The sequence below is a fragment of the Micromonospora sp. WMMA1947 genome (assembly GCF_027497355.1).
GTDB lineage: Bacteria > Actinomycetota > Actinomycetes > Mycobacteriales > Micromonosporaceae > Micromonospora.
Map to the genome: position 1 here is coordinate 2,284,432 of NZ_CP114909.1, position 12,501 is coordinate 2,296,932.

Annotated in this window: 11 protein-coding genes; 5 read left to right on the forward strand and 6 right to left on the reverse strand. The window is 72.9% G+C overall.

Annotated elements, in window-relative coordinates:
- The first annotated feature begins 147 nt into the window (after window positions 1-147).
- The 4 genes from O7604_RS11015 to folE all read left to right on the forward strand — a co-directional run bounded on the left by O7604_RS11015 (window position 148) and on the right by folE (window position 4,108).
- Window positions 148-285 (forward strand): hypothetical protein, encoded by a 138-nt coding sequence (locus O7604_RS11015; protein WP_281579563.1) that lies wholly within the window; start codon window positions 148-150, stop codon window positions 283-285.
- 99 nt (window positions 286-384) lie between these two features.
- Window positions 385-960, forward strand: a complete 576-nt coding sequence (hpt, locus tag O7604_RS11020; RefSeq protein ID WP_013288988.1) for a hypoxanthine phosphoribosyltransferase — start codon at window positions 385-387, stop codon at window positions 958-960.
- Between the two features lie 431 nt (window positions 961-1,391).
- Complete coding sequence (gene ftsH, locus O7604_RS11025; RefSeq protein WP_269703640.1) at window positions 1,392-3,404, forward strand: ATP-dependent zinc metalloprotease FtsH; 2,013 nt, start codon at window positions 1,392-1,394, stop codon at window positions 3,402-3,404.
- Between the two features lie 86 nt (window positions 3,405-3,490).
- Window positions 3,491-4,108: a GTP cyclohydrolase I FolE gene (folE, locus tag O7604_RS11030; protein WP_121683718.1), complete on the forward strand. Its 618-nt coding sequence runs from the start codon at window positions 3,491-3,493 to the stop codon at window positions 4,106-4,108.
- A gap of 52 nt (window positions 4,109-4,160) precedes the next feature.
- On the opposite strand, the gene O7604_RS11035 is transcribed toward folE, so the two are convergent.
- Both O7604_RS11035 and O7604_RS11040 read right to left on the reverse strand, forming a co-directional pair.
- The gene (locus tag O7604_RS11035; RefSeq protein WP_281579564.1) at window positions 4,161-4,862 is read right to left on the reverse strand and encodes a hypothetical protein; all 702 of its coding nucleotides are present in this window, start codon (window positions 4,860-4,862) and stop codon (window positions 4,161-4,163) included.
- A complete protein-coding gene (locus tag O7604_RS11040) occupies window positions 4,859-7,441 on the reverse strand; it encodes an FtsK/SpoIIIE domain-containing protein (RefSeq protein WP_281579947.1) in 2,583 nt (860 codons plus the stop codon). The genes O7604_RS11035 and O7604_RS11040 overlap by 4 nt, the downstream gene beginning before the upstream one ends.
- A 213-nt stretch (window positions 7,442-7,654) precedes the next feature.
- On the opposite strand from O7604_RS11040, the gene O7604_RS11045 reads away from it, so the two are divergent.
- Window positions 7,655-8,212, forward strand: coding sequence for a hypothetical protein (locus O7604_RS11045; RefSeq protein ID WP_281579948.1), 558 nt, complete (start codon window positions 7,655-7,657; stop codon window positions 8,210-8,212).
- Window positions 8,213-8,217: 5 nt separating this feature from the next.
- On the opposite strand, the gene O7604_RS11050 is transcribed toward O7604_RS11045, so the two are convergent.
- From O7604_RS11050 to O7604_RS11065, 4 genes are read right to left on the reverse strand one after another with little or no spacing between them, the layout of a single operon-like run.
- Window positions 8,218-8,817, reverse strand: a complete 600-nt coding sequence (locus O7604_RS11050; RefSeq protein WP_269703643.1) for a hypothetical protein — start codon at window positions 8,815-8,817, stop codon at window positions 8,218-8,220.
- 10 nt (window positions 8,818-8,827) lie between these two features.
- Window positions 8,828-10,003: a M23 family metallopeptidase gene (locus O7604_RS11055; protein WP_281579565.1), complete on the reverse strand. Its 1,176-nt coding sequence runs from the start codon at window positions 10,001-10,003 to the stop codon at window positions 8,828-8,830.
- Window positions 10,000-10,560, reverse strand: a complete 561-nt coding sequence (locus O7604_RS11060) for a hypothetical protein (protein WP_281579566.1) — start codon at window positions 10,558-10,560, stop codon at window positions 10,000-10,002. The genes O7604_RS11055 and O7604_RS11060 overlap by 4 nt, the downstream gene beginning before the upstream one ends.
- On the reverse strand, window positions 10,557-12,500 hold the full coding sequence (locus tag O7604_RS11065) for an MFS transporter (RefSeq protein ID WP_281579567.1): 1,944 nt from the start codon (window positions 12,498-12,500) through the stop codon (window positions 10,557-10,559). The genes O7604_RS11060 and O7604_RS11065 overlap by 4 nt, the downstream gene beginning before the upstream one ends.
- Between the last annotated feature and the right edge of the window lies 1 nt (window position 12,501).

A 12,501-nucleotide genomic window follows, 5' to 3' on the forward strand; every position in this document is an offset into this window, starting at 1 on the left:
ACGAGGGTAACCCGACAGGTGGCAGTAAATCGATGCCCGATGACTTTCCTGCCACTGTCCGCATCGGTCGGTGGCCCGCAGAATCAATGGTGTCCGGTGCGCACCGGCGGCGAAAACAGTCTCGACCACGCGAAAGTGAGCGCCGCCATGACCGTTCTGCTGCTCCTGCTCTTCCTGCTCCTCCTCGTCGGTGCCAGCGCCTTCGGGCTCACCGCCGACACCCGCGACTCGGCCGACTGGAAGCCGAGTGACGACGGGCAGCGCTGGCGCTCCCGTACCTGCTGAGGTGATTTATTCAGTTCGCGCCGAAAATCCCCGGCGGGACCGCGCCAAAAGGGGCGGCCCCGCCGACGGCGGCGTGGGGGCGTACGGCAGGCTAGGAGCATGGCTGACGGCTCCTGGTACGACGCCGACATCGACCACGTGATCATCTCGGAGGCGCAGATCCGCGACAAGACCGCGGAGCTGGCCAAGCAGGTCTCGGCGGACTACGCCCACGTCGAGGACGGCCTGCTGCTCGTGTGTGTGCTCAAGGGAGCGGTCATGTTCATGGCCGACTTCGCCCGCGCGCTGGGCCGCCAGGGCCCGCCCGCCGAGCTGGAGTTCATGGCCGTCTCGTCCTACGGCCAGGGCACCACCTCGTCCGGCGTGGTCCGCATCCTCAAGGACCTGGACCGGGACATCGCCGGCCGCCACGTGGTGGTTGTCGAGGACATCGTCGACTCCGGCCTGACGCTGTCCTGGCTGCTGCGCTACCTCGAGTCGCGCTCCGCGGCGAGCGTCGAGGTGGTGGCGCTGTTCCGCAAGCCGGACGCGGTCAAGGTGCAGGTCCCGGTCAAGTACGTCGGGTTCGACATCCCGACCGAGTTCGTCGTGGGCTACGGGCTCGACTTCGGTGAGCGGTACCGCGAGGTGCCCTACGTCGGGGTGCTCAAGCCCGAGGTGTACGCGCGGGCCTGACGTTGCCGAGCCCTTCGTCAGCTGACGTTCAGCGGGCTCTCAGCCTTCCGGTCTACGGTAGGGACCGGTGACGTGGAGGCACCCTCCACGCCCGGCCCCTCGAACCGCGTGACCGTGCGGTGTGGGCGGGCCGGGTGGGAGCTCCCCGCCACGCCGGCTCAAACCCGGGTTCGCCCTACGCGTAAGTGCCGGGCTGGCAAGCTCACGCATCGCGCGCGCCGAGGTTCCGAATGTGCGCGACTGCGGGGCTCGCAAGCTCACTCCTCGCGCGCACGGTGTACCGTCGAATGACCGTGGTGCGGCAGTTTGCGTGCCCCGGGGGTCGGGCCGGCCCGCACGGCGGCCCCGGCCGCCGCTCAAGGCGGCGACACCATTCAGACGGTCAGGACGTCGATCAGGAGGATGCGGGCGCCTCGGCACCCGACTACAGCATGGAACGTACGCGTTTCTTCCGCCGACCGGTGGTCTGGATCATCCTGGTCATCCTCGGCGCCGTTGTGCTCAGTCAACTGTTCACCGCTGGTCCCAGCTACCACCGGGTGGACACGTCCGTCGCGCTCGACCAGCTCAACAAGGGTGGCATCGAGAAGGTCGTCTTCCAGGACAAGGAGCAGACGCTCCAGCTCGACCTGAAGGACAAGGCCAAGTTCGACGGCGACACCACCACTGACAAGATCGAGGCGCAGTTCCCGTACGAGGTCGGCGGCCAGGTCTGGAACCAGGTACGCGAGGCCGAGGCGGCGGACCGCATCACCGGCCCGGTCGACACCAAGGTGTCGTCGGACAGCATCTGGGTCAGCCTGCTGGTCAACCTGCTTCCCATCGCGCTGCTCGTGCTCCTGCTGCTGTTCTTCATGTCGCAGATGCAGGGCGGCGGCTCCCGGGTGCTCAACTTCGGCAAGTCCAAGGCGAAGATGATCACCAAGGACACGCCGAAGACCACCTTCGCGGACGTCGCGGGTGCCGAAGAGGCCGTCGAGGAACTGCACGAGATCAAGGACTTCCTGCAGAACCCGGCGAAGTACCAGGCCCTGGGCGCCAAGATCCCGAAGGGCGTGCTGCTGTTCGGCCCGCCCGGTACCGGTAAGACGCTGCTGGCCCGCGCGGTCGCCGGCGAGGCCGGGGTGCCCTTCTACTCCATCTCCGGCTCCGACTTCGTCGAGATGTTCGTCGGTGTCGGCGCGAGCCGCGTCCGCGACCTGTTCGAGCAGGCCAAGTCGAACGCCCCGGCGATCGTCTTCGTCGACGAGATCGACGCCGTCGGCCGCCACCGCGGCGCCGGCATGGGCGGCGGTCACGACGAGCGGGAGCAGACGCTCAACCAGCTGCTGGTCGAGATGGACGGCTTCGACACCAAGGGCGGCGTCATCCTGATCGCCGCCACCAACCGGCCGGACATCCTCGACCCGGCGCTGCTGCGCCCGGGCCGGTTCGACAGGCAGATCCCGGTCGACGCCCCCGACATGGAGGGCCGCAAGGCCATCCTGCGGGTGCACGCCAAGGGCAAGCCGTTCACGCCCGACGTCGACCTCGACGCGGTCGCCCGGCGTACCCCCGGCTTCAGCGGCGCCGACCTGGCCAACGTGATCAACGAGGCCGCGCTGCTCACCGCCCGTAAGGAGCAGCGGGCGATCACCAACGACTCCCTGGAGGAGTCGATCGACCGGGTGATCGCCGGCCCGCAGCGCCGGACCCGGGTGATGAGCGACCAGGAGAAGAAGATCACCGCGTACCACGAGGGTGGGCACGCGCTGGTCGCCTGGGCGCTGCCGCACGCCGCGCCGGTGCACAAGGTGACAATCCTGTCCCGGGGCCGCTCGCTGGGTCACACGCTCGTCCTCCCGACGGAGGACAAGTACACCCAGACGCGGGCCGAGATGATCGACACCCTGGCGTACGCGCTGGGTGGCCGGGCGGCCGAGGAACTGGTCTTCCACGAGCCGACCACCGGCGCCGGCAACGACATCGAGAAGGCCACCCAGCTGGCCCGCGCGATGATCACGCAGTACGGCATGAGCTCCAAGCTCGGTGCGATCAAGTACGGCACCAGCGGCGACGAGCCGTTCCTCGGCCGCAACATGGGCCACGAGCGGGACTACTCCGACGCGGTGGCGGCCGAGATCGACGGCGAGATGCGCGCGCTGATCGAGCTGGCCCACGACGAGGCCTGGGAGATCCTGGTGGAATACCGGGACGTCCTGGACACCATGGTCCTGGAGCTGATGGAGAAGGAAACCCTCTCCACCGCCGACATGGCTCGCATCTGCGCCCGGGTGGTCAAGCGCCCGCCGATGGCCCCGTACCACGGCTTCGGCAAGCGTCAGCCCTCCACCGAGCCGCCGGTGCTCACCCCGGCCGAGAAGGAAGCGCTGGCCGCACAGGCCCGCGCCGACGCCGCCGCCTCCATCGGTGGTTCCAGCAACAACTCGGACGGTACGCACTGAACAGCGATCCGACGACGGCCGGCTCCCCGCACAGGGAGTCGGCCGTCTCCGCGACCGAGCCCGACGGGGACGACGCGCTCGACTACGTGGCCGCGCGTCTGATCAGCGGCAAGCTCACCGGGGGCCCGGTGGAGGACACGGTCGACCTCGCCCGGATCGAGAAGGCGGTCCGCGAGATCCTCATCGCGGTCGGCGAGGACCCGGACCGTGACGGCCTCCAGCAGACGCCGGCCCGGGTGGCCCGCGCGTACGCCGAACTCTTCGCCGGCCTGCGGGTCGACCCGGCGCAGGTGCTCCGCACCACGTTCGAGGCCAACCACGAGGAACTGGTGCTCGTGCGGGACATCGACGTGATGAGCCTCTGCGAGCATCACCTGCTGCCGTTCCGGGGCAGCGCGCACATCGGCTACATCCCCGGCCCGGACGGCCGGATCACCGGCCTGTCGAAGCTGGCCCGGCTGGTCGAGGTGTTCGCCCGCCGGCCGCAGGTGCAGGAGCGGCTCACCTCGCAGATCGCCGACCTGCTGATGTCCAGCCTCGCCCCGCGCGGCGTGATCGTCGTGCTGGAGTGCGAGCACATGTGCATGGCGATGCGCGGCATCCAGAAGTCCGGCGCGAAGACCATCACGTCCGCCGTGCGCGGCGGCCTCCAGAACGACGCCAAGTCGCGGGCCGAGGCGATGGCACTGATCATGGCCCGCTGACCCCGACCACCACCGACGGCCGCGTCCTCCCGCCCGGGAGACGCGGCCGTCGTCAGTCCGGCAGCATGGCCAGCAGCAGCCCGGCGGCGGTGAGCACCGCCGGGACCAGGCAGACCAGCGCGCCGAAGCGGGGCGTCCGGTCCACCCGATCGGTCGGACGCGGGCGGAAGACGCGCCCCACCGCGAGCCAGCCCAGCATGAACGCCACGGCCGGCAGCGGCAGCCCCACGAGCAGGGCCAGCACCGTGACCGGCCCCGGACCGGCGACCGCGTACAGCACGAGCTGGAGCAGCGGCACCACGAGCGCCAGCGGCCCGTACACGAGCAGGTTGCGCGGACGGGCCGGCCACCGGGCCAGCCGCGGCAGGCCGCGCGCGCTCAACGTGTCGTCCGCCGCGTCCGCCCAGTCCCCGGCCGCGCGCAGCGCCGCCAGCACCGCCGACGGCCCACCCGCCATCGACCGGGCCGCCTCGGTCACCTCCGGCGGTGTCGGGACCAGCGACATCGCCGGTACGCCCAGCTCACGCAGCCGGGACTGCTGCGGCGCCAGCCGTTCCCGTACCGCTGTCAGTTCCTCGCGGGCCGCGGCCACCGACCGCGCCTGCTCCCCGGCGGCGGTCGCCGCCGCCCGGCGTACGCCGTCGAGCGCCCGCGCTGCCGCGACGTACTCCGCCCAGGCCGACTCGGCGGGGTCCGCCACAGTGGTCGGGCCACCCGAGCGGGGTCCCGGTACGGACGTGCCGGTCTCGCTCATGCGCCCCCCTCCCCGGTGCGGCCCGCCGCCTGCGGGTCCGGCTCGATCGACGCGCTCGCCGTGACCGCGGTGCCGAACGGTACGAAGACGGTGCCCTGCTCGTCCGGGCCGTCCCACAGCATCGCGCGACCCGGCCGGGGCCGCCACCAGACCGGACGGTCGAACAGCTGCTCCAACCGGCCGCCCGGCACGTCGGTGACCGCCACGGCGGTGAGCTTGTCCACCTCGCCCTCCGGGCCGAGCAGCCCGGCGAGCGGCGCCGGTGTCCGCCACCAGCCGAGCAGGTGCCGGCCGGCCGGCGGGCCCTCCAGCAGCAGCGTCCGCAGCAGGTCGGGCGGCAGCTCGCCGGCGTCCGGCACGTCCAGCCCGAACACCACCAGGTAACCCGGCTCGTCCGACTCCATGGCGGCCCGCAGGCCGGCCGCGTCGACGGTCTCCACCCGGTGGCGCCCGGACAACTCGGCGGCGAGTACCCCGGCCGGCTCGGCCGACCCGTTCGCCAGGGGCGCCAGCACGAACCGGGCCGCGCCCGGTTGCGCCGCCGCCGCGCTGCGCACCGCCGTGACCAGCAGGCGCTCGGCCTCCTCGTCCCGGCCCAGGACTGCCAGGTTCCGTCCCGCGCCCGGCCCCAGCGGCACCGTCACCGTGGACCGCCGTACGTCCACCGCCCGGCCCAGCAACGCGGCGGGCGCGTGGGCCCGGCCGGCCAGGGCGGCCCGGTGCCGGGGATCGTTTGTGAGCAGCGGGCGCGCGTACCCGGCGAAGACCACCGGCGGTGTCACCGACTCGCCCCGCGCCTCCCAGAGCCGTCGTCGCAGGCCGGCCAGGACCTCCGGATCCTCGTACGGGTCGGGGAAGCGGATCATCCGCTCGTGTCCCCGGGTCGCGCCGCGCGGGCCGCCCAGGCCACCCGCCGTGTTCACCACCGCGCTGCCCACCGGCAGGCCGGCCGCCGAGTCGTTCGCCGGTTCCAGCACCGCCGAGCCGCCGGGCAGCGCCACCCGCACCGGGAACTGGCCGAGCAGCGGGTCACGCGGACCGCCTATGCCCAGGTCACCCTCGCCGGCCAGCACCAGGTGGATCCCGTACGACCGGCCGGCGCGGGCGAGCGCGTCCAGCCGGGCCAGCAGGTCGGCGGCGAGCCGGTCCCGCTCGCGCAACGCCAGCGGGAAGTTGTCGACCACGCAGACGATCCGGGGCAGCGGCTGGTGCTGGCGCAGCTCGGTGTAGCGCTGCCCGCCGGCCCGCCGGGACGCGTCCTCGCGGCGGCGCAGCTCCGCCTCCAGCTCACCGAACAGGTCGGCCACGTACTCCCGGTCGGCAGCCATCCCGGCGGCGCGTACCTGCGGCACCCAGGAGCGGTCCCGTTCGGTCTGGAGGAACTCCACGAAGGACTCGCCGTCGGCCAGGTCGGCCAGGTAGAGCGCCAGGTCGTCCGGGCCGTACCGGGCGGCGAGCCCGAACAACGCGTCGGTCAGGAACGCCGACCGGCCCGCCTGGCCCCGGCCGCTGACCAGCCAGTGCGGCGTCAGCTCGGTGAAGCCGAGGCTGACCGGGCGCCCCGCGGCGTCACCCACTGTGGTGCTCAGGCCGTCGGCCGAGCCGGCCGTCCAGAAACCGTCCGCCGGCAGCAGGTCACGCAGGGAGAGGCGGGAGCCGTCCTCGATCTGCCGGGCCAGCCGCGCGCACACCGCCGCGACCAGGTCGGCGGGCGGATCGTCGTCGAGGAACACCGGCGAGTTCAACCCGCCCGGCGGCTCCGCGCCGGGACTGCTGAAGCCGGCCCCGGGCGGGTCGCCGACCAGCGCGTACGCGGTGCGGACAGTGACCGCTGTGGCGTGCGGCAACGGGATGCCGTCCGGCCAGCCGGCGAGCACCAGATGCAGCCCGGCGCGTGGCCCGCCCTCGGCCAGTCCGGCGAGCCGGTCCAGGTCGGCGGTGCTCGTACCGTCCGGCAGCGCGGCAACCACGAGCAGCAGCGTCCGGTCGTGCCCACGCTGGCGGGCCGTTCCGGCGGCCACCCACTGCTCCGCCTCGGCCAGCACCGCCCGCATCCCGGCGAGGTCGGTGGCGGGCGGGGGCAGCAGGCCGGCGTCGGCGAGCGGTGCGTACCCGGCGAGCGTCGTACCGGAACCGCCGTCGACGCCGCGGGCCAGCAGCGCGCCCGCCGGCGTCGCGGCGAACACCCGCAGCAGCAGCGCGCGGAGAAGCCCGGCCACCCGGGCGTCCGAGGCGTCGGCGTCGAGGCACAGATGACCGCTGCCGAGCAACGGCACCAGCGCGGGGAAGCGGGCGTCGTCGAGCGGCGACGCGGTGCCGACCCGGACCAGCGGCGGCAGACCGTCACCCGGTGGAGTCGTCGCGGTCAGCGCGTCCAGTGGCGCGCCGGCCCAGCCGGGCGCCGCCAGCTCCGCCGCCGCCCGCAGGCGCTCGGCCAGCTCGTACTGCCGATGGTGGTCGGCCGGCGCGGGCCGGATCTCGTCGAGGATGCCCGCCGCCGCCGTCGCGGCGGCCTCGGCCCGGCGGTGCAGCGCGGCGGCCCGACCGGCGCGCGCCTTCGGAGTCGCCACCGCGTCCACCTCTCTTTCCGAGGCCGACATGTCCTCCCCGAGGAGTGACCGTAACCCAGGCGGCGGCTGTGCACCGGGATGTCGGTCGGCGCGGTGAGCTGGCCGGCGGTGAGCAGCCTCACCCCGCCGCCGGGCGGCGTCCGCCCGGCGGTTCGCCACGATCCGCCGCTTCCAGGCATTGGGTACGCGAGGCGCAGCCGATAGCCTCAGGAGGTGGAATCAGTGCAGCCCCCCGCCGGTTCCCAGGTGTCCCGAGTACCGGCGCAGCGAACCCCGCCGGAGCAGTTGGCGCCCCCCGCCCCCGCTCCCGCCCCGGTACGCCCCAAGCGCCCGGTGCGCACTGTGCTCGCTGTCGTCGCGGGGGTGGTGGCGCTGCTGTGCACTGTCGGCGGAGTGGTCGGGTTCGTGCTGTACGACCGCGCAACCGCCCCCGACCGAGGCTCTCCCGAGGTTGTCGTCGCGAGTTTCATTCAGTACTCAGTCGACCAGCGCAACGACGTCAAGGCTGCGGAGTTCGAGTGCCGCAACGACGTCGACCTCGATGACCTGCGATCCCTCCGCGATGACCTCGTGGCACGCGAGGAACGGTTCAACACGACGATCTCTGTGAGTTGGGAGAACCTCAGCGTCGAGCAGGCGGGGAATGAAGCTCAGGTGCGGGTGGATCTGGTGATGTCAGCGGTTGTGGATGAGATTCGCCAAAGTGATCGCCAGACTTGGGTTTTTGAGACGAGGAACCAAGACGGCTGGGGCGTCTGCTCGGCCCAACGTGCTGCTTGACGCGGCTACTCCAGCCAGAGCAGGTGCACCGGCACCTCCAACGTGGTCGGTGCCTGGCCGCGCCAGGCCCACCGGTACCACTCCAGCTCCGGGGCCACCCGCACGCAGATGTCGCCGTCCGCGCCGGAGTAGGTCTCGGTGACGGCACGCAGGTCGCGCCGTTCCACGCCGTTGTCCACGTGCACCACGCGCCGCCCGGTCACCGCGTCGGCCTCGAAGACCGGGGTGGGCGGCCGTCGTTCCGGCACGTCCAGCGAGACCAGCCGCAGTCCCGGGGCGGTCGCCCCGGTCGGCGTGCGTCGCTCGCCGATGGTCTCCACCCAGACCCGTTCCACGGGCACCAGCGGGGCGAAGACCTCGACCTGCTCGGCCTCGGCCCGGTACCACTCGTGTTCCGGGATCACCGGCACGTAGGTGCGGCTGCCCTGCACCACCCGCTCGTCGGCCCGCAGGTCGCCGCGCCAGCCGAGGCCGGGCAGACCGACGAGCACGCGGCGGCCGCGCAGGTCGGTCCCGCCCGTGGCGGGCACGGTCTCCACCGGCCTCGGCGGCAGCGGCGCCCAGTCCGGCCGGTCCGCGAAGGGGTCGGGGAGGGGATTGCTCATCCGCCCGGCCTTACCCGGTCTCGCCGAGGGGCGCGCCCCGCTTGCGCATGAAGGGCACCGGGTTGTCCGCGCCGTTGCTGGACCGGTCGCCGTTGCGGTGCACCTCGAAGTGCAGGTGCGGGCCGGACGAGTTGCCGCTGCTGCCGGAGAGCCCGATGACCTCGCCCGCCGCGACCGATTGGCCCGGCACCACCCTCGGTCTTTCGACCATGTGGCAGTAGCGGGTGATGAACCCGCCGGCGTGCAGGATGTCCACGAACCACCCGCAGCCACCCTTGTCCGGCCACCCGTCCCGGTCGCAGTCGCGCCGACCGGAGCGGTCGGGGTCGCAGCGGGCCACCAGCACCCGGCCCGCCGAGGCGGCGTGGATCGGGGTGCCCTTGTCGGCGGCCAGGTCCACGCCGTGGTGGCTGGGACGGGCGGTGGTGCGGAAGCCGGAGACCACGCCGCCGGGCAGCGGCGCGGTCCAGCCGGAGGCGGCGATCCGGTCTCCGGCCGCGGCGTCGCACACCGCCTTGCCGGCGATCTCCACGGTCCGGGCGGCGCCGCCGGCGAGCGCGTCGACGATGCGCCCGGCCAGCTCCTCGTGCTTGGCGTAGGCGTCGGGGTAGGCGCTGACCTGGACCTTCTGGGCGACCACCGTGAGCGGACGCTGCTGCCAGTTCGGCACCTTCTCCATCTTCTGGTAGAACTTGCGGGCCGCGTACGAGGGCGTCATCCGCTGCTCGACGCTGCCCCATCCGGGCCGCTGCTGGAACAGACCGAGCGAGTCGTGGTCGGCGCCCACGCCCTCGTGGGGGAGCGCGAGCGACGCCGGGACGGTGCTGTTGGCGAGGTTGCGCAGCGCTGATTCCTGCATCGCGGTGGCCAGCGCGATCACCCAGCCGCGAGCGGGGAGCTTCATGTCCTGGCCGACCTTGATGATGACCGCGGCGTTGCGCAGCTGACGCTCGCCGTACTCGGCGAAGCGCGGCATGTCGCCGGTCAGGTTCACCTGGTAGGCCGGGTCGCAGTTCAGGGCCGCGAGCTTCGGGTCGTCCTCGTCGCCGCCCAGTTCGGTGAGGAGGAAGGCACCGGCGCCGCCGACACAGCAAAGCAGGGCGAGCACGCTCGTGACGGCGGTGGCGACCACGCCCAGGCGCAGCTTCCGGCGGACCTGCCCGGCGACGGCCGGGCCGGCGGTCACGACCGCTCCCAGTCGATCGCGTCCACCAGCCAGGGCCCGTCCGGCGCGACGAGCTCGAGCCGGAGTGTGCCGTTGTCCAGCGGAACCACCGCCTCCACGAAGGACTCGGTACGGGGCCGGAGCGTCGGAGCGCCTGTGGTCCTCCGTGCGGGCACGGTCTCCGGGTCGGCGCCGGTCATCTTCTCGGCCAGCGCCGGGGTGGAGAGCGGTCGCAGGCGGGCCTGCCAGGCGTCGCCGCTGCTGCCCGGCCCGCTCAGCCATGCGGCGGTGAACCGTCCGGCGACCTGCTCCGGCGTGTCCTCGCCCGGCCGGGTCTTCGGCGCGACTGCGGTCGGCGGACTGGCCAGCACGCCGTCGTCACCGGCCTCCGGGTCCGCGGTGCTGATCGGCTGGGTGGGTCGGCTGGTCAGGCCGAGGCCCGGATCGCCGGGTCCGGCGACGAGACGGGCCGCGCCGATCACCCCGAAGACCAGCACGGCGATCATCAGGGCGACGCCGATCCGGGACCGGAGGACCCGGGTGAAGAGGAATTCCAGCGCGCGTCGCACCGGACTCACCGAGCCTCGGAGCGGATGCGCGGCGCCGGCCGGGCCGGGGCGGTGCCGCGGCCCGCCGAGTCCGGCCGGTAGACGGCGTAGGAGGGCGACTCCTCCGGCACGTCCGGCTCGGTCCAGGTCGACGGCGCGCGCCGGGGCCGGGGCGTGACGGCGGGACTCCCACCCGGCCGCTCGGGTGTGGGCACCTCCGCCGGCCGTTCCCGCCCGTCCGGCCGCTCCCGGTCGGCGGGTGTGGCGCTGTGCGCCGGGTCCTCGTGCCGAGCCTCCGGCCGGAGCCTGCGCTGGTCGGCCGTGACGGCGCGGCGCTTGCCGATCGCCGGTTCGTTGGTGCCGCCGGGCTCGGCCACGTCCAGCCGGGCGGCGATCCGCATGTCCCGGAAGAACCGGCGGTGCCAGGAGCCGGCCGAGCTGACCGCCTCGCTGCTGTCCTTCCCGCCGAGCTGGGTGATCCGGCGGTACGGCCGCAGCAGCAACCAGCCGACCACCCCGCAGAGCCAGACCAGGACCACCTGGAGCCAGCCGGGCAGCGTGGCGGTGTTCATGATCAGGTCGACGGCGAAGAGGTAGATGGCCGCGCCGGTGCCGAAGATGGCGATGTTGAAGACCGCGGCGACCACCGCGTTCGCCAGCCGCCGGAGGCCGGCGCTGGCCGGGCGCATCAGGCCGACGGTGCCGAGGATCGGTGCGGCGATCACCGCCCACCGGAAGATCAGGAAGCCGAGCAGCACCAGCAGTGACGCGGTGAGGTCGAACATGGCGAACAGCACCGAGGCCAGCACCGCGATGAACCCGGCGCCGATCCGATCCATGTCCCGGGTGCCCTGGAGGTACTCGTACGCCTCCGGGTCCTCGGTCTTGATCTGTTCGGCGACCTTGGCCCACTGCTGCTGCTTGGCCTTGATGACGACGTCGCGAGTGGCGGGCTTGGACCGGATGGCTTCCGCCTCGCCCCACGTCAGGGACTTGGCGTCGTACAGGGCGGGGCCGTACTTCTTCGCGGTCTCGCTGTCCGCCGAGCCGAGCACACCGCGCAGCCAGTTCCGGTAGAGCATCGTCTCGGTCGCCGTGTCACTGGCACGGACGGCGGGTGGCCGCTTGTCGACGCAGGCGCTCGGGTTCGGCAGCGCGCACTTGTCCGGCGGCACGGTCTTGGAGGAGGGGCCGACCGCGTCGTGTACCACGCCCAGCGTGGTGATCAGCGTGTTGTCGGCGATGTTCGCGGACTTCACCGGCCAGGCGGCCAGCGCGGTCACCGCCACCATCACCAGCAGCGCCCAGCCCGCGGTGGTCATCGCGTTGCTCATGTCCGACTGGCGGGACCGCCAGAGCAGGTAGAGGCCGACCACGCAGACGGTGATGATGCCGAAGACGCTGAACACCTTCTGGTAGACGGCCTTCGTGGCCTGCTCCACCAGCGGGTCGGCCCAGCTCCACATCGTCCGCGGATCCCAGGCGCGCTCGCGCAGCGCGTTCGAGGCGCCGATCACGGCGTTGGCGAACATGAACTCGCCGTTGGCGACCATTGTGGTGAACCGGTAGTCCGGATGCAGCACCGAGGAGGCGCAGCCGCCGTCGACGTCGTACGTGTTGTAGCTGTATCCGGCGTACCCGTAGTCGCTGTAGAGGCCCTTCGGGCCGGGCTCCTTCGCGGAGTCGGGCCGGGACGCGAACCAGCCGGCCAAGCCCGAGTCCGGCGCGGCGGGCACCGGTGCGTTGCGGCACTCGACCTGGTCCTCGCTGACCGCCTTGAGCTTGCCGACGCAGGACCGGAAGTCGGCCTGCCACTCCTTGGTGGTGCACAGCTCGGCGCGCGCCTGGGTGACCGGCGCGGCGGCGTACGCGGGTGTGGCCGCCCCGATCACCGGCCAGGAGATCGTGGCCCCGGCGAGTACGCCGAGCGCGAGGAGGAGCGCCGCAATCCGTGCCCGGGCCCTCGCCATG

What these genes read in the sequence shown, in the direction of transcription:
- hpt (WP_013288988.1), top strand. Translation starts at nt 385, where the DNA reads ATGGCTGACGGCTCCTGGTACGACGCCGACATCGACCACGTGATCATC.
- O7604_RS11035 (WP_281579564.1), bottom strand. Translation starts at nt 4,862, where the DNA reads ATGAGCGAGACCGGCACGTCCGTACCGGGACCCCGCTCGGGTGGCCCG.
- O7604_RS11050 (WP_269703643.1), bottom strand. Translation starts at nt 8,817, where the DNA reads ATGAGCAATCCCCTCCCCGACCCCTTCGCGGACCGGCCGGACTGGGCG.
- O7604_RS11065 (WP_281579567.1), bottom strand. Translation starts at nt 12,500, where the DNA reads ATGGCGAGGGCCCGGGCACGGATTGCGGCGCTCCTCCTCGCGCTCGGC.
- ftsH (WP_269703640.1), top strand. Translation starts at nt 1,392, where the DNA reads ATGGAACGTACGCGTTTCTTCCGCCGACCGGTGGTCTGGATCATCCTG.
- O7604_RS11015 (WP_281579563.1), top strand. Translation starts at nt 148, where the DNA reads ATGACCGTTCTGCTGCTCCTGCTCTTCCTGCTCCTCCTCGTCGGTGCC.